At 41.5% G+C, this 19,541-nt stretch carries 21 protein-coding genes; 3 read left to right on the plus strand and 18 right to left on the minus strand.

The window, feature by feature from the left end:
• Window positions 1-292 precede the first annotated feature (292 nt).
• From trxB to DWV34_RS14590, 4 genes are all read right to left on the minus strand, one after another.
• Entirely contained in the window at window positions 293-1,228 is a 936-nt protein-coding gene (trxB, locus tag DWV34_RS14575; RefSeq protein ID WP_006568546.1) for a thioredoxin-disulfide reductase, read from the minus strand.
• A gap of 65 nt (window positions 1,229-1,293) precedes the next feature.
• Window positions 1,294-1,617, minus strand: a complete 324-nt coding sequence (gene trxA / locus DWV34_RS14580; RefSeq protein ID WP_009289917.1) for a thioredoxin — start codon at window positions 1,615-1,617, stop codon at window positions 1,294-1,296.
• Between the two features lie 57 nt (window positions 1,618-1,674).
• The gene (locus DWV34_RS14585; protein ID WP_009289918.1) at window positions 1,675-2,592 is read right to left on the minus strand and encodes a DMT family transporter; all 918 of its coding nucleotides are present in this window, start codon (window positions 2,590-2,592) and stop codon (window positions 1,675-1,677) included.
• A gap of 2 nt (window positions 2,593-2,594) precedes the next feature.
• Window positions 2,595-3,419 (minus strand): helix-turn-helix domain-containing protein, encoded by an 825-nt coding sequence (locus DWV34_RS14590; protein ID WP_009289919.1) that lies wholly within the window; start codon window positions 3,417-3,419, stop codon window positions 2,595-2,597.
• Between the two features lie 210 nt (window positions 3,420-3,629).
• Here DWV34_RS14590 and DWV34_RS14595 point away from each other — a divergent pair, with 210 nt between their 5' ends.
• The 3 genes from DWV34_RS14595 to DWV34_RS17885 are packed head-to-tail and all read left to right on the plus strand — an operon-like array spanning window position 3,630 to window position 4,526.
• The gene (locus DWV34_RS14595) at window positions 3,630-3,896 is read left to right on the plus strand and encodes an autorepressor SdpR family transcription factor (protein WP_009289920.1); all 267 of its coding nucleotides are present in this window, start codon (window positions 3,630-3,632) and stop codon (window positions 3,894-3,896) included.
• Complete coding sequence (locus tag DWV34_RS14600) at window positions 3,897-4,388, plus strand: SdpI family protein (protein ID WP_233444292.1); 492 nt, start codon at window positions 3,897-3,899, stop codon at window positions 4,386-4,388.
• A 12-nt stretch (window positions 4,389-4,400) separates the two neighbouring features.
• Window positions 4,401-4,526 (plus strand): hypothetical protein, encoded by a 126-nt coding sequence (locus DWV34_RS17885; protein WP_255419876.1) that lies wholly within the window; start codon window positions 4,401-4,403, stop codon window positions 4,524-4,526.
• Window positions 4,527-4,538: 12 nt separating this feature from the next.
• On the opposite strand, the gene DWV34_RS14605 is transcribed toward DWV34_RS17885, so the two are convergent.
• From DWV34_RS14605 to DWV34_RS14665, 14 genes are all read right to left on the minus strand, one after another.
• Window positions 4,539-5,843 carry an NCS2 family permease gene (locus DWV34_RS14605; RefSeq protein ID WP_022260993.1) on the minus strand — a complete coding sequence of 435 codons (1,305 nt, stop codon included), beginning with the start codon at window positions 5,841-5,843 and terminating at the stop codon, window positions 4,539-4,541.
• Window positions 5,844-5,920: 77 nt separating this feature from the next.
• The gene (locus tag DWV34_RS14610; RefSeq protein ID WP_009289923.1) at window positions 5,921-6,901 is read right to left on the minus strand and encodes an anti-sigma-I factor RsgI family protein; all 981 of its coding nucleotides are present in this window, start codon (window positions 6,899-6,901) and stop codon (window positions 5,921-5,923) included.
• A complete protein-coding gene (locus DWV34_RS14615) occupies window positions 6,898-7,479 on the minus strand; it encodes an RNA polymerase sigma factor (RefSeq protein ID WP_009289924.1) in 582 nt (193 codons plus the stop codon). The genes DWV34_RS14610 and DWV34_RS14615 overlap by 4 nt, the downstream gene beginning before the upstream one ends.
• 84 nt (window positions 7,480-7,563) lie before the next feature.
• Window positions 7,564-8,184: a hypothetical protein gene (locus tag DWV34_RS14620; protein ID WP_009289925.1), complete on the minus strand. Its 621-nt coding sequence runs from the start codon at window positions 8,182-8,184 to the stop codon at window positions 7,564-7,566.
• A gap of 22 nt (window positions 8,185-8,206) precedes the next feature.
• Window positions 8,207-8,710, minus strand: coding sequence for a hypothetical protein (locus DWV34_RS17225; RefSeq protein WP_022260994.1), 504 nt, complete (start codon window positions 8,708-8,710; stop codon window positions 8,207-8,209).
• 60 nt (window positions 8,711-8,770) lie between these two features.
• Entirely contained in the window at window positions 8,771-10,252 is a 1,482-nt protein-coding gene (gene abc-f, locus DWV34_RS14625; RefSeq protein ID WP_009289926.1) for a ribosomal protection-like ABC-F family protein, read from the minus strand.
• Window positions 10,253-10,541: 289 nt separating this feature from the next.
• Window positions 10,542-11,075 (minus strand): VanZ family protein, encoded by a 534-nt coding sequence (locus DWV34_RS14630; protein WP_009289927.1) that lies wholly within the window; start codon window positions 11,073-11,075, stop codon window positions 10,542-10,544.
• Between the two features lie 83 nt (window positions 11,076-11,158).
• On the minus strand, window positions 11,159-11,836 hold the full coding sequence (locus tag DWV34_RS14635) for an MgtC/SapB family protein (RefSeq protein WP_006568535.1): 678 nt from the start codon (window positions 11,834-11,836) through the stop codon (window positions 11,159-11,161).
• 90 nt (window positions 11,837-11,926) lie between these two features.
• Entirely contained in the window at window positions 11,927-12,487 is a 561-nt protein-coding gene (locus DWV34_RS14640) for a sugar O-acetyltransferase (RefSeq protein ID WP_006568534.1), read from the minus strand.
• Between the two features lie 23 nt (window positions 12,488-12,510).
• A complete protein-coding gene (locus DWV34_RS14645) occupies window positions 12,511-14,424 on the minus strand; it encodes an endonuclease MutS2 (protein WP_006568533.1) in 1,914 nt (637 codons plus the stop codon).
• Between the two features lie 732 nt (window positions 14,425-15,156).
• Window positions 15,157-16,212 (minus strand): ADP-ribosylglycohydrolase family protein, encoded by a 1,056-nt coding sequence (locus DWV34_RS14650; RefSeq protein WP_009289928.1) that lies wholly within the window; start codon window positions 16,210-16,212, stop codon window positions 15,157-15,159.
• A gap of 16 nt (window positions 16,213-16,228) precedes the next feature.
• Window positions 16,229-17,647, minus strand: a complete 1,419-nt coding sequence (locus DWV34_RS14655) for a PTS transporter subunit EIIC (RefSeq protein ID WP_225103766.1) — start codon at window positions 17,645-17,647, stop codon at window positions 16,229-16,231.
• Window positions 17,648-17,863: 216 nt separating this feature from the next.
• Complete coding sequence (locus DWV34_RS14660; RefSeq protein ID WP_009289930.1) at window positions 17,864-18,688, minus strand: PRD domain-containing protein; 825 nt, start codon at window positions 18,686-18,688, stop codon at window positions 17,864-17,866.
• A 47-nt stretch (window positions 18,689-18,735) separates the two neighbouring features.
• Complete coding sequence (locus DWV34_RS14665; protein WP_006568528.1) at window positions 18,736-19,227, minus strand: PTS sugar transporter subunit IIA; 492 nt, start codon at window positions 19,225-19,227, stop codon at window positions 18,736-18,738.
• Between the last annotated feature and the right edge of the window lie 314 nt (window positions 19,228-19,541).

Consider the following 19,541-nt stretch of genomic DNA (forward strand, 5'->3'; position numbering starts at 1 on the left):
ATTATATCATATAGCTTTTCCATTGAAAACAAATCTTTTTATAAAATCTACACAAAACAAGTGTTTCATTTTGTCGAATTTCATTTCCACAATTCGACCTTAATCGGCTGTGGATAATGTGGATAACTTTGTGTATAACTGTATTATCGCGAAGAACTGTGATTTTGCACTGTGGATAAAATGTGATGTTTTTTTTCTGTATTTTTCGATTTGATACTTGAAAATACGACTCTTATACAAATATGACAAAACAGACTTTTCCACTTGATTTTTAAGTTTTTTGCATGTTTCGTTAATTGTCTGGCAATTCTAACTTTTGAAGGTAACTCTCCACTGACACCACACAATTTGCCCCATCTGCGGCAGCAGTCACCACTTGGCGCAGATTTTTGGTCCTCTGGTCCCCACCTACAAAAATTCCTGGAATGTTTGTCACTCCGTCTTCACCGGCTGCAATATAGCCTCTTTCGTCCATTTCAAGCTCATCTTTTAACAGCGTACTCTGCGGAGCCGTGCCTACTGCGATGAATATTCCATCGACTTTCAGCGACTTATCCACATCGTTATGCACATCTTTGATGGAAATAGATTCAACCCTCTCATTCCCGTCAATTTTCGTCACTACCGTATTCCATATTACTTGTATTTTGTCGTTTTTCGTCACTTGATCCCGGAGAATCTTTGCCCCTCTGAATTCATCTCGCCTGTGAATCAGATATACTTTCTCACATATTCTGCTCAGGAACAGTGCATCTTCCAGAGCGACATCACCGCCCCCTACGACTGCCACAGTTTTGTTTCTGAAAAACGCTCCGTCACAGGTTGCACAGTAAGAAACTCCCAGACCTGTCAGTTCTTCCTCTCCAGGGACACCCAGCTTTCTGTGAGTAGCCCCTGTAGCAAGCATAACTGTTTTGGTCTTCAGCACCTCACCATTTTTTAAAACGATCTCTTTTATCGGCTGGTCATGCCTGATCTCTGAGACTTCTCCTGTCTTGACTTCTGCTCCCAGGTCAGAAGCATGGTTGAAGAACTGATCTCCCAGATCCATACCCGTCATCTTTGGAAGCCCCGGATAGTTATCGACTTCATAGGTCTGCACGATCTGGCCTCCTGACATTGCTTCTTTTTCTAAAACCAAGACTTCAAGCATAGCTCTCTTGGCGTAAATGGCTGCGGACATTCCTGCAGGTCCTGCGCCGATGATGATCAAATCATAAATTTTCATAAGGAAAACTCCTTTCTTTTACTTTACTGTCTTTCCTTCTTATTATAACACATTCCCTCGGCATCTTATTCTGTCACCTGCATTTTAAGGGCATCCACGATTTCTTTTTTATCCCTTGCTCCCACAAAACTCTTTTCAACTTTTCCATTCTTGAAGATCAATAGAGTTGGAATGGACATGACACGGAATTTTACTGCTAATTCCTGTTCCTCATCCACATTGATCTTTCCGATCTTCACTCCGTGAAGTTCCTCCGCAATCTCATCCACAACCGGCGACATCATCCTGCACGGCCCGCACCATGCTGCCCAAAAGTCGATCAGAACCGGCTCCTTTGCATTTAATACTTCCTCGACAAAATTTGCTCCTGTTATTTTTAAAACTGACATAATGGTCACTCCTTTTCTAAATCATCATTTACTTTCTGAGTCCATTATACCGCTTTCCTATAATACTTCTGTGAGTAAGTCACACTTTTCACTCTTTTTCTTTTTTTCCACCGATAAAAACAGGCCCGCGATCGTCAAAAAAGCACCGCATGCTGCCCTGACAGTCAGTTTTTCACCAAGGATCAGGACCGACGTAATGATCGTCACCACCGGAACCATATAGATATAAACAGTAGTTTTTACCGCACCCAGCCTTTTCACTGCCGTATTCCAGGTAACGAAGCAGATGGCTGAGGCGCCTATCCCAAGGAACAGAAGATTCCCAAGATTTAAAGGATCAGCAAATCTCTGTCTCCCCAATGAAATATCCGTAAACAGCAGCACCGGAGCCATGAACAAAAGTCCCCATGCAAAACAGCGCCTTGTGGACTGTATGATATTGTGTCCGAAGCTTCCGATTTTTTTTGTCAGCATGGAATAAGCGGCCCATACGAAGGCAGCAAGCACTGCCAGAAAATCCCCTTTTGGGCTCAGATGCAGCGCAGTACCGCCGAAAGAAATCAGGCAGATACCGCACATGGCCAAAAGAAATCCAAGAAAAAACCGTCTTCCAAGAGACTTTTCTCCCGTCACCACCCTTGCCAGAAGTGCCGTAAAAAACGGCGATATAGAAATAATAACTCCCACATTAGAAGCCATAGTGTATGTGAGTGCAATATTTTCAAATAAATAGTACAGTGTGATACCGCACAGACCGGCGGCCATAAAATATTTCTCTTCCCTCCAGCCTTCTGTCTTCAGCCTCTTTGGATAAATAAGAATCAGCACCAAGAAGCCCAGAAGGAACCGGAAAAATAAAATCTCAATCGGCTGAAACTGCCTGAGCAGAATCTTCGTGGAAATAAACGTTGTTCCCCATAAAAAAATAGTAGCCAGTGCAAAGAAATGACCCTGTATGTATTTTTTGTCTTCCATAATTAATAACCTTTCTTATCTGTAAAGATTCTCTGATACTGAGCCGGTGTCAGGCCGAACAGCCGCTTAAAAAAGTTTGTAAAATGGCTCTGATCTGAGAATCCGGTCATTGCCGCCGCCTCCGCCGGCTCGGTTCCCTGCTCCAAATATAATTTGGCCCGGTTTACCCTGATGGATTCCAGGTATTGGTACGGTGTAATCTTCTTGTACTTTGTAAAATACCGGATCAGGCTGTATCTGCTGACGCCTGCAATCTTACAGAGCTGTTCCAGTGAAACGTTCTCACTGTAATGCTCCTTCATATAACTGCATACAGCATTGAGCCGTTCTGTGTCAGGCACCTGTACTTTCTTCTGTTCAAATACCGCATACTCAGAGAGCAGCTGCTCCATGAGAAGATAAAATAACTCCTCCTTTTCAAATTCCTGGCTCCTCTCTGCCACCATTCGGTACACTTCCCTGAGAAGCTCAGCTTTTGAACACTTCCGAATCATCGGTTTTACAAACTCAGGATATTCATTCCTTCCCGTGATCTCTTCTGCGATTTCTTTCATCCTTTCTCTCTTGATATTAATAAATCTGCAGTTCAGAGGATAATCCCCCACCTGCTCGCATGCATGGTTCTCCCTGTAATTAAAAAACAGCAGGTCCCCTGGTTCAATAAGAAATTCCTCTCCCCGGCAGGTCACTTTCCGCATACCGCTCTCGATGCATCCGATCACGTAATGATCATGGAAATGGTTTGGAAATTTTTGTTTGAGTCCGTAAAAACCATAGGCTTCAATCTTTAATTGTTCGTCATAAAATATTTCTCTTATTTCTTTCATAATACTAAGTGTAACATAAATGTGTTGAGAAAATCTTGGATGATATTGCATGACATTTTCACCAGTTCTGCGGCTTGCTGTCTCCGGAAGGTAAGATTTTCTAACTTTCACACTTCATTTAGATATTCTTCTAAATGTTCTTGCTTTTGTATGAGCAGAATGGTACAATACATTTAGATAAACTTCTAAATGTATCAGAAAGGAGGAGCTGTGGGTTTTCAGGAAACATTCAAAGCATTATCAGATTCCACCAGACGTGAAATTTTAGACTTGCTGAAAGACGGTTCCATGCCGGCAGGAGAAATATGCAGTCATTTCGATATGACAGGCGCATCGATTTCCCACCACCTGAACATTTTAAAACAGGCAAATCTCATAACCGACAAGAAACAAGGAAAATATATTTATTATGAATTGAATCTCTCTGTATTTGAAGAAGTGATTCACTGGTTTCAAAGCTTTAAGGAGGACAAATAAATGAAACAATCTAAATCAAGCATTTTACTGACAGTTGTCTCCCTGCTGCTGTCTCTTACAGTTTTTTCTTCCCTTCCGGAACAGATCCCGGCCCATTGGAATGTTCACGGGACGGTTGACCGTTTTGCCCCGAAACTTACGGTGTTTATATTTCCTGGCATCATTTTTTTAATTACCATACTTTTTCAGTTTATGCGGCGCACAGATCCAAACTCTGATAATTATGATAAATTTCAGAGAGAATATCACCGCTACACCTTTGTCATCGGCCTGGTTTTCTTCGCTGTCCAGATCATGACCATTGCGGCCGCTTTCAGGATGGATTTTAATGTTAACCTGATCTTCTGCCTGGGAATAGGAAGTTTATTTATTTTTATCGGCAATCTGCTGCCTAAAACAAAACATAATTATTTTATCGGTATTCGAACTCCATGGACCCTGGCCGATGAACAAAACTGGTTTCGGACACACCGGCTCGCCGGAAAAATATAGGTCCTGGGAGGCTTGATAGTCGCGCTTACCGCTCTTGCACCCGAATCGTTTCAGGTACCTGTCTTTCTGACAATCCTTGCGGTCATGGTCGTCACACCGTTTGTATACTCTTATACAGAGTTCCGCAAAAAACGCTGAAAATATTCTTTGTCAAAACAGGGTATAAAAATAAAGCACACTGACCGCACCTAAGAGATACATGAACGGATGTATCTCTTTTGTTTTTCCTTCCGCCGTTTTCATAACCAGATACGTCAGAATGGCGGTGCAGATACCGTTTGCGATATTTCCTGCCAGTACAGTGAAAACTACACACATGAAGGCAGGCATACTCTCTGTTATGTCGTCATAATTGATATGGCGCATAGCCTCCAGCATGCTGATACCGATATAGACCAGCACCGGAGCCGTAGCTGCGGAAGGTATGATAAGGGCCACAGGGGCAAAAAACAGAGCCAGAAGAAAGCATATACTCGTAAACACCACGGTCAGTCCCGTCTTTCCTCCGGCCTCTATACCCGCAGAGGATTCCAGATAAGTAGTCATGCCAGGCATTCCAAAAAGTGCTCCCAGACTCGTTGCAGCCGCATCTACCTGAAAACACTGATCAATGCTGTCAAAATTTCCGTTTTCATCCAAATATCCGGCACGGGCACCGACCCCAAGAATTGTCCCTACGGTAGCAAAGAAATCCGGAACAAACAGGGCCAAAAGGAACGGAAGATACAATACCTGAAGCGCTCCAAAGATATCAATCTGAAACAGCTGTTCCCCGACAGGAGCCGGCATGGAAATAATCTGTTCGGGCAGCTTCGTGACTCCCAGCGGTATTCCGGCTATGGTGGCTGCCAGAATAGATAAAATCATATCTCCCGGCACACGCTTTGCCCTTAAGATTAAGAGAATGACAAATCCAAAGACTGCCGCGATTACCTCCGGCGATCCAAGACTGCCGAATACAAGGCTGTTTTTTGCCTCATCTGCCGTAATGATACCTGCTCCTCTCGCTCCGATCAGAACAATAAAAATACCGATCCCAGCGCTGACTGCATATTTTAAGCTGGCGGGGATAGCTCTTACGATCGCCTCCCTGAGACCCAGAAATGTAATGGCGAGAAACAGCAGGCCGCTCCAGAAGACGATGCCGCCTGCAATCTTTACCGGTACATTATCCGCGCTTATCATAGCGGCCACAATTCCTGCACTGCTGAGTCCCGGCGCCAGGGCAAAGGGACGGTTCGTGTAAAACGCCATAGCAAGTGTCGCAGCGGCGATGAGCAGCACCATAACCGTCATCAGCACATGCTTATCCACCCCTGTGGCTTCCAGCATGTTAGGCACCGTAGCCAGAGCATAGACCATTGTAATGAACACAGTAATACCAGCCAGGAATTCTGTTTTGATATCTGTATGATGCTCTTTTAATTTAAATTTTTTGTCTATCCAATGAATCATAAAAGCCTCCTTCTCTTTTGGAATTATTATTTCCATTTGAAGGAGGCTTCATTCTGCATCTTGGAAGACGTCAACAGTTAATCATCGTCGTCTTCATTGTCATTTTCATCATCACTGTCATCGTCTTCATTGTCATTCTCATCATCATCGTCTTTTTCGTCTCTGATCCTTTTTTCTGTTGTCGCTTTCTTCTTTCTCCGGGTTGTGGACACTGGTTTCTTTTTCTTCTGAGCCGTTCTCTCTGTACTCTCAGTCATTGTCCTTTGACTGGTGCTCACAGAAGCTTCCGTTTGAGTTTGTTTGGAATCCGGCTTCTTTTTGCCAGGCTTCTCACGGCTCTCATTCAGAAGATCAACGAGTTCACTCAAAGACAGTTTTGAGAGATCTTCAATCTTCAAATGCTCATGTTCTTTCATGATCTTGCGGATCAATGTCAGTTTACCTAAAGAAATACCGTACTTTTCTGCGACTTTACGCTCTTTTTTGTCCTCCAACATATGCTGGTCCGTAATCTTCACAGGGATGCGGCGCTCACTTAAATATTTGGTGACTGCGCTGTTCAGTCTGATCGTAAGTTCCTCAGCCTGGTCTCTCTCGGAATGTTCCACAGATAACAGTATATTATTGTCCAGTTTATCTTTTGTAAGATAACCCTGGCGGATCATCTCATCCAGCATGCGGAATACAACTTCCTCCACATCCTGATTCTTATAATCCAGATTCTTAAGAATATTTTCACCGTCATGGTTGATGGCCTCCATACGGATGACCTCATTTTTTTTATTTAATGCAAGTTCGATACTCGGATTAATGTCAACATCAATGATAGCAGAAGCCCTTTGATGTATCGGCAGATTCAGCATGAGCAAAAAACACATGCACATGCCTGCGGCAGCCAGAGCAAACCTTTTCCTCATAGGTGTCAGCTTTGTTTCCTGCTGTCTGGTAATATAATCGTGCTCCTCCATTTTTTGAATCTCTGCTTTTTTCAGACCTTCCACGGAAAGGGAAGGCGCACTCTCAATAGCCCTGGACAGTCTTTCTTCTATTTTATTCATCTGTCTAACACCTCCATTTCCATCAAGTATGCTTCCAGCTTTTTCAATGTTCTCTTATACTTTGACAGAACTGTTGACAGCGGAATGTCCAGTGCTTTTGCAATTTCCCTGTGCTTCAGGCCGGATACGGCGTGGAGCATGACGATCCTTCTCTCCTCTTCTGTCAGCTTCTTTAATACAACTTCCAAAACCATCCGGTCTTCCACATGATCTACAAAGGAAAATTCCTCCTTAAAATCTGTTTCCGTAATCTCCTGACCGCAATATTTCCCCTGTTCCCTTAAACGGTTCATGGCAAAATTTCTTGCAATGGTAAACATCCATGCGAGAGGCTTCCCCATCGGTTTGTATAAATGCGCTGCACTCCTAATCTTTAAAAAGGTTTCGCTCACAACATCCATAGCGTCTTCGTGATGGCGCACAATAGACAGTGCATAGGCATAAATGGTCTTCTCCGTCAAAACATAAAGTTCTTCAAAGGCGGCCATGTCGTCCTGTCCAATGCGCCGAAACAGACGCTCGTCTATTTTTAATTTCTTTTTCTTGTAATCCGGCTCAAAGCTCCAAACAATGATCATACTCTTCCCTTTATCCTATCCCGTGATATTTCATACTTATTGTATCATGAAATATATGGATAAAGCATCTGTTCTTAAAACTTTTTAATCATCTCTTTCAACCCGTACATAAACGACCTTTTTAATCTTCTTATCAGCATTGGCCCGGATTGTAATTTTAGCTCCGCCTAAACGCCTTCCATATACCTTTCCCCGTCTCACGCGGATAATTTTTTTATTAGAAACTTTGTACGTAAGTTTTCTGTTTTTGTAGTTTCCTCCCACGAGCCTTGCCTCAATGTCCTCCCAGTCGCCTTTTTCTACATCCATAGTCCTGTCATCTACTGCAATCCGTGCTTTTACCTTGCCCTTGATAACTTTTACCTTACAGGTTTTTTTCACGTCAGTGCCCCTGATCCGGCAGGAAATATTGGCTGTTCCGGTTTTTCTGGCAATAAAGTCCATATCATCGCCTGTCCGGTCTCTGTCTTCAAACTTAACAACTTTGGCATTGCTCACAGACCACACAAGACAGTCCTCGTCAAATTCTCTCAGTTCTGTATATGCCTTAATCTCAAATTTTTTTCCGATTCTCACTTTTCTTGATGTGCTGGAAAGTCTTGTGATCTGGGTTGGTTCCGGATCATTGTCCGCCTTAACCGGCGCAAAAGCAGCACTTCCCATCAACATGATTCCCGCTAATATAACAGATAATCTTCTTCTCATCTTCATACCCTCCATTTTTTAATCAATCTTCATCTTCGTCATCATAATCATCGTCGTCATCATAATCCTGATCGTCCCAGTCATTGTCATCGTCGTCATCATCCTGATCGTCCCAGTCATCATCATCGTCGTCATCCTGGTCGTCCCAATCATTGTCATCGTCGTCATCATCCTGCTCATCCCAGTCATTATCGTCATCCCAGCGATCCCTGTCTCTTTGATTCTTTTCATTCCTCCTGTTGTCTCCGGAAGTTTGTGCATTGTCCTGCCCCTGTTCCGTAGTTTGCGGTGCAGCAGTTACTGCAGCTTCTGTGGCTTTTGCTATATTCTCCGCTGCTTCCTGTTTTACTGCGGCAGTCGCTGCATCGGCCTCTGTTTTTTCTTCCAGAGTTTTCTCTTTTAATTCCTTCATCCTGGCTTTTGCCGCTTCATCTGCCCTGACTCCCGAAATTTGAAATGCTCCGACAGCCATGCCGCTTAATACTGCAATGATAAGAAAAACCTTTGTTACAAATGCTTTTTTCATACCGTATCTCCTTTCTCTGTTTCTTTCCGTTTCAATATAGTAACGGGGAAAGGAACTGTTTTATTGCATCAAAACTTCTTTTGTTTTAATTTTTTCACAGAAAGATCGGTCATGCTCCACAAATAAAAGCGTTATCCGACTGTTTTTCAGCAAATCTTCGATCTGCATTCTTGAAAATACATCAATATAGTTCAAAGGTTCATCCCACAAATACAGATGGGCCTGTTCACAGAGGCTCCCTGCGATCAGCACCTTCTTTTTCTGGCCCTCGCTGAATTCTTCTATCTTTTTTTCAAATTGTAATCTGGAAAAATCCAGTTTCCTCAAAATTGCTTTAAACAGACTCTCATCAATACCGCAGTTGTATGCATACTCTCTGAGATCCCCTTTCAAACCATCTGTGTTCTGGGGTACATAAGAAATTTTCAAACCATTGGCTTTGTAGAGAGAACCTACGTGATCCACCGGCTTTCCAAGCAAAAGTTTCAGCACACTGGATTTTCCGCAGCCATTTTTCCCAACCAGGGCAATCCTGTCCCCCTTTTCAATATGAAAGGACAGATTTTCGGTTACAATTTTGCTTCCATAGGAAATTGATACATCCTCCAATACTGCCAGCCTCTTCGCATGGTGTTCCAGAGGAGAGATTTTTAAGGATTCCGCAGTCTCAATATTTTTTAACAGTTTTGATTTCTCTCTAACTGCCTCTTCCTTTCTTGTCTCTGCCGCCTTTGACCGCTTCATCATTTTTGCCGCCTTATGGCCGATGAATCCCCTGTCTGGGCGGAGCCCGGAGTCTCTGGTGCCCCTTTTTGTCTTTTCTACCTGATCTGACCATCTCTCAGATCTTCTCTGAGATTTTGAAAGCCGTCCAATTTCCTTTTTTAACTTCTCATTTTCTGAAAACTCATACTGATCCCTGAGGATCTTATTTTCATACCAGGAAGAAAAATTCCCCTTCTGGACCTCGATATCCGTTCTGTTCACAGATAAAATGTGATCCGTACACTCATCCAGAAATGCCCGGTCATGGGATACAAGAATAAATCCTTTCTTGGAATTTAAATACATTCCCACTTTTTTTCTGGCCTCGGCGTCAAGGTGATTGGTAGGCTCATCAATCAGAAGAAAATTATTTTCTTTTCCAAACAAAACAGCCAGCAGCACTTTCGTCTGCTCTCCGTTTGATAACGTTTGAAACGGGCGGTACAGGACTTCATCCGGCACGTCCAGCTGTGACAGTTCTTTCATAACCTTCCAAAGTTCATATTGCGGGTCTACAGACTCCAGAACGTCCGCCGTAAGCATCGCCGGGTCCTTTACCGGATACGGAAAATAATCAAATGATACACTCGCCGCAATAGAGCCCCTATACTCGTACTCCCCCATCAATAATTTTAAAAATGTAGTTTTCCCCCTTCCGTTTCTCCCCGTAAATCCAAGCTTCCAGTCTGTATCAATTTGAAATGAGACATGCTCAAAAATATAATCGAAACTGGTATCATAGGAAAACGTTAAATCTGAAATTTGAATCCTAGACATAAAGGTACCTCCTGACCGTGATAAGTTATTTAATAAAACAAAAAACCTGCAGGAAAGACTTTCCCCGCAAGTTCGCATACAAAAATATCACGCACGCCAAGCGTACACTAATATCAATCTATATAGAAGCAGTTCGGATGATCTTTCTTGCAGAGCGCATAAAACCAGAAGGAAACCTCCTTCTCCTCTTATGCCGATTAAATTTTAGCAAGAAATCATCATCATCCTTCCACACCTCATTTCTTTTTCTTAGTTAAAGTATAAAATACCTTTTATATCTTGTAAAGCCTTAATTAAAGGCAATGAGCAGGCCTATAAGAACTGCAGTGATCATTCCGACCACGGCTGCAGTTCCGGCAACAGCCGTCTTTGCCTTCTCTTCCTTTCCCATGCAGACAAACAGCAGAACTTTATAACACATAACTCCAAAAAGTCCTCCGGCACAGTTTAAAATAATATCGTCAATATCTGTGGCTCCAATGGCTGCTGCATATTGAAAGGCTTCAAAGAACAAGCTGATGCCAAAGACTGCCAGCAGGCTTTTAACCGCTTTTCTTCTTTTCATAAAGAACATCAGATAAATTCCCAGCGGAAGAAATAAAATGATATTCCCATAAATATTCAGGTCGCCGATTCCTGAAGAACTCATAATCTGCCGAAACGGAACTAAATTTAAAGATCTTGAAAAGTATCTTCCATGCTGAAACAGCTGCCATGGCTGTACATACTTAAACAGAATATTTTCCAGCAGAAATGCCAGATAAAAAATAAAGACTCCGTTAAATATTCCATCCCGAAGCTTTCTGTTCCTATGATTACCCATAAAACTACCCCCTTTTCTTTCTATCAGGGTATCATAAAAAACAGAAAAAAAAGCTTCAAGATTCTTATAATTTTCTTTCAATCTTAAATATCAATGGATTCAATATTCTCATTCTCAAGCAGCCGCTGAATCGCATCGTACATATCAAAGCTGTCCGGCAGCTTCACGTCCAGTCTGACCTTGATGCTCTCATTTCCTATCTTCTGGACTGAGATGTTTAAAATTTCTATGGACTCCTCCCTGATCGTTTCCTGAATCATCTTTACAGCGTCAGGGCCATTGGGCAGTTTCAGGGTAATCACTTCCACCGTGGGCGTTTTGATCCACTTAAAGTCACGGTGCAGGACCCACTGCACAATGATCAGAAGAATCGTACTGAAAATCCCGATCAGATACTGCCCGCCGCCTACGGACATGCCGACTCCCACAGTGGCCCAGATGCCCGCCGCGGTCGTCAGTCCGCTGACACTCTGGTTATGTACAAAGATAATACCTGCACCCAGAAAACCGATGGCGGTTACGACACCTGCCGCAATCCTTGACGGGTCCAGTCCAACGTTGTGGACGGCGAGAATATCACTGAATCCATACTTGGAGATAATCATCATCAGCGCGGCGGCCAATGATACGATCACATGAGTCCTGATGCCCGCGGTTTTGAGTCTGTTCGTCCGCTCATAGCCAATACAGGCTCCGCAGACTGCTGCCAGAAGGATCCTTGCACTGTATTCAAGCTGTAATATAAGGCCTGTCATTTGCATCACACTTCTTTCCCTCGTTTTAATTAGAGTATAGCATTGTACTTAAAAATGTGCAATGCAGCCTTAATTTTCTGCCGCTTCTGCTTTCTGTTATTCAGACAGATTCCGAATGATTCTGCATGGATTTCCTGCCGCCAGCACCCCGGCGGGCAGGTCCTTCGTCACAACACTTCCGGCCGCAACAACTGTGCCGTCACCGATGGTCACGCCGGGAAGCACGGTCACATTACCTCCGATCCAGACATTGTTTCCTATATGGATCGGATAGGCATATTCAAGCCCTTCGTTTCTCTGTTCTATATCAAACGGATGTCCCGCTGTATAAAAAGAACAATTAGGCGCTACGAAGACATCGTGTCCAAATGTAACTTTGGCTCCGTCCAAAATAGTACAATGATAGTTCAGAAAACACCTCTCACCAACTTCAATGTTATAGCCGTAGTCACAAAAAAACGGCTGCTCCACCATAAATTCTCCCTCTGTTTTTCCCAGAATCCTCTTCATGAGTTCTGTCCTTTTTTCCAATTCCTTCGGCATCAGCCGGTTATATTCTGCACACAGCTCCTGGCAGTCAAGCCGCTCTTCCTTTAAATCCGTATCATAATTCGCATTATAAAGCATTCCCAAAGCCGCTTTTTCCTTCTCTGTCATTCTCAATTCCTCCTGTTTTTTCTCTATTCCTCTGTCTTTATAACCAGGTCCTCCCGGAAACCTTTTCCCATTTTATGTCTTGCTTTTCTGTTTTCTACTGTATCAAAAATAACGGAAAAATCATAGTCTTCCGGATAAAGTTCTGATGCTGCTACTTTCAGTTTCAGACGTTTATGGCTGAAGAGCTTCTTTTCTCTCTTAATCTGTACCAGTACCTGACCATTTTCATCGGCAGGCTTCACTATGATCCCAATCTCCCCTTCCGGCAGAACTGTCACACTGTCCCCGGTAACAAATCTTCTTATTTTAGTTTCCTTTTTCTTCTCTGTCTTTTGAATGGACGGGGCTTTTTCACGCCGCAGCTTCTCCTGTGTATCCGTCAGCTGCAAACTGTCTATGACAGCCTCACTTTTCTCTCCGTACGCCTCTCTGGCTGCGGCACTGAGCATTGCCCCCGGGAAACCAAGCCGCTTTGCAATGTAAAGGGCACAGCTTTCTCCCGCCTCGCCTACCTTCAGCCGGTACAAAGGCTTCAAAGTTTCCCTGTCAAACTCCATCCTTGCATTCACCACTTCCGGATACCGGTCTGCGTATTCTTTTACCTCGGGATAATGGGTGGTCACCAGAAATAATGCTCCGCTGTTTCTCAACTCTTCGAGGATCGCCACTGCGATTCCCATTCCTTCCGCCGGGTCGGTCCCGGAACCCAGTTCATCTAATATGACAAGACTGTCTTTCTGACTTCTTTTTAATATTTCCAGAACATTCTTGATGTGTGCTGAAAAGGTAGACAGGTTATCAGAAATATTCTGTCCGTCTCCAATATCACAAAGGATCTCATTCTGCATACAGAGTTCTGCACATTCACAGGGAACATGAAGCCCGGAGCATGCCATCGCGCTCATTAAGGCGACCGTCTTAATTGCTACCGTTTTTCCTCCTGTATTCGGTCCTGTTATGATGACTCCGCGGTTTTCTCTGCCTATTTCAAAGTCTAACGGCACACAGGTTTCCCCTGACAGCATTGGATGCCTGGCTTTCTTAAGCCTGATGTAATGCTCTGTATTAATCTCAGGTTCCACTGCATTCATTTCAAGGCTCAGGCGTCCCTTGGCAAATATAAAGTCAAGCTTTTCGATCACACGAATATCTTCTTTCAAAGCTTCCTCATTCTGTGCTGCCAGGCTCGTCAGGCTGTAAAGGATTCTTCTTTCTTCCGAATCCTCCTCAATCTGATAAAGTTCCAGTTCCTCTCTGAGCCCTGCAACTGAAGCAGGCTCCACAAAGATAGTGGCACCGGTGGAAGACTGGTCAACTGCGCTTCCCAAAACCATATTTCTGCATTTTTTACGGACAGGAATACAATACCTTCCGTTTCTTTTCACTACAAATGCATCGCTCAAATACGTTTTATTTGCTCTCAGTGCTTTTTCAGCTTTCTCTCCAATTTTCTCACTGAGCAGAAGCATCTGCTTTCGGATGTCTTTCAGGTATGGTGACGCATAGTCATCTACCCTTCCATTTCTGATACACTGCCTGATCTCCTCTTTCAGGTCATCCAGGGATTCTAAATTCTGGTTATAAAAAGCCAGGCTGATTTGTTCAGCCTCCCCTTTCTTAAGGTAGATCTTCAGCCGTGCGACAGAATTTAAAAACATACACAATTCTTCCAGTTCCTCCGGCAGCAGCAGTGCCCCCGCAGCTGCTTTTTTTATATATTCTTCCATATGATCCATGGCCGGGAGAGGTGGTGTTCCATATGTCTCCACCATTCCTCTTGCCTGGGATGTGTCATTTATATGTTTCCTCAGCTTCAGTTCAGACAATAAAGGCAGCATCCGGCCGATCCGTTCCTTTGCCCCCGCAGAAAATGCATAGTCTTTGAGCTGCTCTAATATCTGATGATATCCCAATGTTGTCAACGATTTATTTTTCATGATAGATTCCTTTCTCAGTCAAGGCAGAATGATGCCTATTTATCATAGTTTAATTTCCTGAAATAAAATAAAGATCACAGATACATTGCCCCGAAACCGGCACATTCCCTGTGATCTTTTTACGAAAGAAGTCTAAATTTAAAGAATAACAAAGTGGGCAAGCCCACTAAAGCTCCCCACCCACTCAATCTTTGAGGGGCTTGACAACTTTACGTGCCAGATGCGATTTGACGTAGTCAAATAATTTCCTTACGCATCTGTGTACAGCCTGCGGAGCATTTTTATTTCATGGGGAAGGTCGTAGATCTTTCCTATGAAATAAAAAACACAGCATTACAGCTATGTTCCAACATCTCTTTCCATCTATAATAAAGCGTATGAAACGGGTTTGTAAGGCAAAATATCAGATCAGTCTGCTTATATGCAGGCTGACAAAAGACAGACCGGCATATCCATACCTGTCGTCCCTGATCAATATTTTATTTTTCTGCAATGCTCATTCCAGAAACCCGTAACACCAAGACACCTCATTTCATTTCTTATTTTTTGTTTATTATAGTCTCTGCTTTTCATATTGTCAACATCCATTTTTATCCTGACACGCGTTGTCAGGGTTTGTCTGAGCATGATCAGGAAATAAAAAAACAGCCTCCTTTAAGTCTCTATCATATCAGACAGTTCTAAAGGAGACCGCTATAAGAATCAAAACAACATCCTAAGAAGTTTAAAGAATTACTTGGCATTCAAATAATTATTATGAGCTAAATCTGTCAGTTCTTCAGATACTTTATCAAAATCAAATCCTGTATTAGCCTTTTTAAACACTTCAAATTTATCACTGTCTATCCCTTCAAATCCTGTATATGCGCCGGCTAACATTCCCGCAATACATGCAATCGTATCGGTATCTCCGCCAATATTTGCTCCGCCGATGATTGTTTTCAATACATCTCCGGAACTTGCTAAGAAAAGACCAATGGCACATGCAGCAGAACTTTGAATAGATCCGTCATTTCCAACGCTTCTTTCCAATCTTTCCATCGCTTCGTCCATGTGATCTGAGGTTAAAGCAATTTCTATACTTTTAACAACTTTTTCATAAACTGCAAATCCCGGAGCAATTCTGGCTTCTTCCCTTCCAATTTCTTCTCCACGTTTCGCTCCGTAAAGACAAGCTTTCACAATAGAATATAAATCAGAATCTTCCATTAAAGCATTTGAGATACCACATGCAATTGCACATGCGCCCGAATATCCATGCTGTGTTCCATGGGACGGCTTAGTCATGGTAATTGCAACTTCTATGGTTTTTTCCAAATTTCCAGGAAACAGCAATCCTGCCGGAGCAATTCTCATCGCTGCACCATTGGAAGTACCACGGTCATATGTTCCGCCCGTTTTCCCCAATTCAACAGGATCTTTACCTGATTTTAAGTCTTCTATCAAATACCTTGTTGTTGGTCCTGCATTTCTTGGATAATACTTCGGATATTTTTCCGACCATTCTATCAAAGCATTTGCTGCATCATTTACCGTAAAATTTCCTTTAGATTTAATGACTGCCAATGCCATTTCATACATCTGAGATGTATCATCTGTAACTTCTCCCATCAGGTTATCTTTCACATAAAGATTTAAACTTGGATCCATAAAATCAGTAATTGGTCCCCCATAGTTTTTAATAATTTCATCTCTGCTCCAAGCCTCTGAAGGCGCCCCCATTGCATCTCCCATTCCCGCAGCTACTAAAGTCCCTTTAATCTTGTTATATAAATATTGTTTTTCCATAAAATCTATCTCCTTCTTATACAATTTCTGCTGTGTAAGCTTCTAATTCTTTCTTTTGTTTTTCTTCGATTGCCTTGTCAACTCCGAAGAAATAGGTTAATAAAAATGTCACGGAACAACCAACTAATGTTCCTATCATCAACCCTGTAAATCCTTTGCCAAAGAAAGCCGGCAACGTATATATACCAAACATAACCGGAGCGGTAATCCCTGCTCCACATGCTCCTGTAATAGCTCCGCCTACTGCGCCTCCTACTAATACAAAGTAGAAAGGCTTTCTATATTTTATATTTACCCCATACATTACCGGTTCAATTACTCCGCCGGAGAGTAAACTTGTTACTGTTAAAGATAACGCATTCTGCCGAACCGCTTTATTTTTAACTTTTAATGTAACGGCAAGTCCTGCTGCAATTTGACACATTATACTAGGAGCAAACGCAACTGTAACTCTGTCCACTCCCAAACTATCTATATTTGGGAACTGAATCAATGTCAGCACCAGCCAGTGCATACCAACAATTATGATTACTTGCCACAGTCCTCCGATTACTGCACCAGACAGCAATGGACTAAACTGATATAAACTATTGAATAAATTTACTAATACAGCACCGCCCCAATTCCCAATCGGTCCAATAATTAAGATTGCAATCGGCATTGTAATAATCAAAGCGATCACAGATGAAAATACTGTCTTAAAAAGTTTTGGCAGTAATTTATTTAATAATTTTTGAACATATGATAACAAAAGTATTGTCAGAATTGGCGGCAGTATACTTCCGGTATAATTTATATTCGGGACATTAATCCCCAAAAATGAAACCTGTTCATTTGCCTTGAATAATTCCATAAAACCTGGATGCAGCAGCAATCCGGTTAACATCAAAGCCAGTGCCTTATTAGCCTTAAATCTTTCCGCTGCGGACCACGCCACAAGAAACGGAAGGAAATAGAAAAAAGAATCTGATAATGTATTGACCAACTGATAAGTAGTGCTTTCCGGTGACGCACCCATAAATTTTGCTAAGACCAAAATTATTTTCAAAAATCCCATACCCTGCATCGCAGGAATTAATGGCGTAAAGATTGATGCTAATATGCTGAACAATTGATCTAAACGCCCCAAAATACTCTTTTTATCTTCCCCCTGATTTGTATCAGCAGCGCCTTTTTTAGTACCATTCAATTCATAATTACTAATAATATCTTCAAATACATCTGCCACATCTTGTCCAATAATAACTTGATACTGACCCCCGGAATATAATGAACTTGTTACTCCGTCCAGGTTATCAATGGTATCTTTATCTACTTTTTCTTTCTCTTTAAGAACAAACCTTAATCTTGTTACACAGTGCGTTAATGAATTGATATTTTCCACACCACCTACATTAGAAATAATGTTCTTACTTAATTTACTTGCTGACATCATGTTCACCTCCATTTTTGAATGAAACTTGTATACATAAATTATTTTTATTGTTTACATCTTTATCCCCCCTTATAATTGACATCAATTAAATAAAAAAGCCTCAAGGCAGCAAATGATAAATATACTAATATTTATCATTGGTAATGCCTCAAGGCAGAGTTACAATCCAATGCGGAAAAATATATAAATTTTAGGGTAATACGTGACATGCGTTCTTTAGTTATTTAAAATCCTATTGATATGAACCAATAAATATAATTGATCCTCTTCGCTGTATTTCAACTTTAATGTTTTTTTTAAATAGCTGTCTATTTTCTTAAAACATCCATACGTATCCGGAAATTGAGCTTTTATAGATTTAAGAAGCAATTTTGTAGAATCTGAAACTTTCTCTTTTGGTTCTTTCACACGCTGTACAAAATACTTTAAGTGAATCACAAATCTGGAATAGTCAATACTATCCTGATCAATTTTAAAATCAAAGCTTTCTTCCACGATTTTAGTTATCTCTTTAAGAATCTTCGTAACTTTTATTGTATTATTCATATCGTTTTGCATTCCTTCTGCATTGATAATATGCAGTGCAATGCTTGCTGCCTCCCCTTTCGGAAAGCGAATCTGTAAATCCTCCTCTATCATATCCAGAGCTTTATATCCAATCTCCATTTCTGTTTTATATAAATATTTTATATCATTGGTTAATGGATTGGTAATATCTATGGATTTCTTTAATCTTATAACACCAAAATTAATATGGTCGGCTAGCATAAATGCCAGACTTGGATTTAGTTCACAACCGACTTTACTTCTTGCATAATCAACAATTTTAGATGAAACATTAAAAATATCTTCAGGAATTTCAGATAATAATTCCAAATAGCCTGGATCAATATCATAAAAAGTTTTACTAATCAAAGACAAGTCGTTTAATTCATAAGGAATTTCGTGGAATCCAATTCCTTTCCCGAAAATTACTACTTCTTTTCCCTTAGGATCTACCCCTAATGCAACGTTGTTATTAATTTTTTTAGTAATCCTCACAAAGAAATCCCCCCCTTCTTCTTAAAATAAATAATTTTAATGTTTATCTATTCACTCTTGGTATACTTTATCACTTCTGACTTACTGCGCTCTACTTCTTTCCCTGTATTTTTAAACTCTAATTTAAAATCCCCAGTATTTGTTATAATCATCGGCGTAGTTAAATTCACTGACTTCTCTTTCATAAAATTCCTGTCAATTCTAACTAATGGTGTTCCTACTTTTACCTTTTGATCCGTCTTAACGAATACTTTAATGCCTTCCCCATTAAGCTCCACAGTATCTAATCCAATGTGTATAATTATTTCAATCTCTCCGCTTTTTATGCCAATTGCATGAGAGGTATCCGCAACCATAACTACTGTCCCGTTACATGGAGAACATATCATATCATCCTCATAAATGAATGCCACACCGTCCCCTATCATTCTCTCTGAAAACACTTTATCCGGAACTTCTGATAAATCTATACACAATCCATTGACTGGTGACATCATAACACCATCTGAATTTTTATTCTTATTAAAAAAGTTAAACATATTTCCCCTTTCCACAAAGAACAAAGTGGGCAAGCCCACACCTCAACTCCCAACCCTCAATCTTTGAGGGCTTGATAACTTTGCGTGCCATATACGATTTGCCGAAGGCAAATGATTTCCCTGCGCATCTGTGTACAACCCGCAGAGCGTTTTTATTTTATTAGGAAAGACCGCAGAACTTTCCTATAAAATAAAAAACTCTTCTCAGCACACCTAATACACTAAAGGTAATGCCTCGAAGAGTTACAATCCTATCTATGCCCTCATTATAACATCTTATCAAAAATAGTCAATATATTTTCACGGATTTGAAA

This window comes from Anaerostipes sp. AF04-45, from assembly GCF_003461725.1.
Classification (GTDB): domain Bacteria; phylum Bacillota; class Clostridia; order Lachnospirales; family Lachnospiraceae; genus Anaerostipes; species Anaerostipes caccae.

Coding starts and splice junctions, on each gene's coding strand:
- DWV34_RS14665 (WP_006568528.1), bottom strand. CDS start 19,227: ATGTTTAACTTTTTTAATAAGAATAAAAATTCAGATGGTGTTATGATG.
- DWV34_RS14650 (WP_009289928.1), bottom strand. CDS start 16,212: ATGGAAAAACAATATTTATATAACAAGATTAAAGGGACTTTAGTAGCT.
- DWV34_RS14630 (WP_009289927.1), bottom strand. CDS start 11,075: ATGGGTAATCATAGGAACAGAAAGCTTCGGGATGGAATATTTAACGGA.
- DWV34_RS14610 (WP_009289923.1), bottom strand. CDS start 6,901: ATGAATAAAATAGAAGAAAGACTGTCCAGGGCTATTGAGAGTGCGCCT.
- DWV34_RS14615 (WP_009289924.1), bottom strand. CDS start 7,479: ATGATCATTGTTTGGAGCTTTGAGCCGGATTACAAGAAAAAGAAATTA.
- DWV34_RS14600 (WP_233444292.1), top strand. CDS start 3,897: ATGAAACAATCTAAATCAAGCATTTTACTGACAGTTGTCTCCCTGCTG.
- trxB (WP_006568546.1), bottom strand. CDS start 1,228: ATGAAAATTTATGATTTGATCATCATCGGCGCAGGACCTGCAGGAATG.
- DWV34_RS14655 (WP_225103766.1), bottom strand. CDS start 17,647: ATGATGTCAGCAAGTAAATTAAGTAAGAACATTATTTCTAATGTAGGT.
- trxA (WP_009289917.1), bottom strand. CDS start 1,617: ATGTCAGTTTTAAAAATAACAGGAGCAAATTTTGTCGAGGAAGTATTA.
- DWV34_RS14640 (WP_006568534.1), bottom strand. CDS start 12,487: ATGACAGAGAAGGAAAAAGCGGCTTTGGGAATGCTTTATAATGCGAAT.
- DWV34_RS14620 (WP_009289925.1), bottom strand. CDS start 8,184: ATGAGAAGAAGATTATCTGTTATATTAGCGGGAATCATGTTGATGGGA.
- DWV34_RS14635 (WP_006568535.1), bottom strand. CDS start 11,836: ATGCAAATGACAGGCCTTATATTACAGCTTGAATACAGTGCAAGGATC.
- DWV34_RS14590 (WP_009289919.1), bottom strand. CDS start 3,419: ATGAAAGAAATAAGAGAAATATTTTATGACGAACAATTAAAGATTGAA.
- abc-f (WP_009289926.1), bottom strand. CDS start 10,252: ATGTCTAGGATTCAAATTTCAGATTTAACGTTTTCCTATGATACCAGT.
- DWV34_RS17225 (WP_022260994.1), bottom strand. CDS start 8,710: ATGAAAAAAGCATTTGTAACAAAGGTTTTTCTTATCATTGCAGTATTA.
- DWV34_RS14645 (WP_006568533.1), bottom strand. CDS start 14,424: ATGAAAAATAAATCGTTGACAACATTGGGATATCATCAGATATTAGAG.
- DWV34_RS14605 (WP_022260993.1), bottom strand. CDS start 5,843: ATGATTCATTGGATAGACAAAAAATTTAAATTAAAAGAGCATCATACA.
- DWV34_RS14585 (WP_009289918.1), bottom strand. CDS start 2,592: ATGGAAGACAAAAAATACATACAGGGTCATTTCTTTGCACTGGCTACT.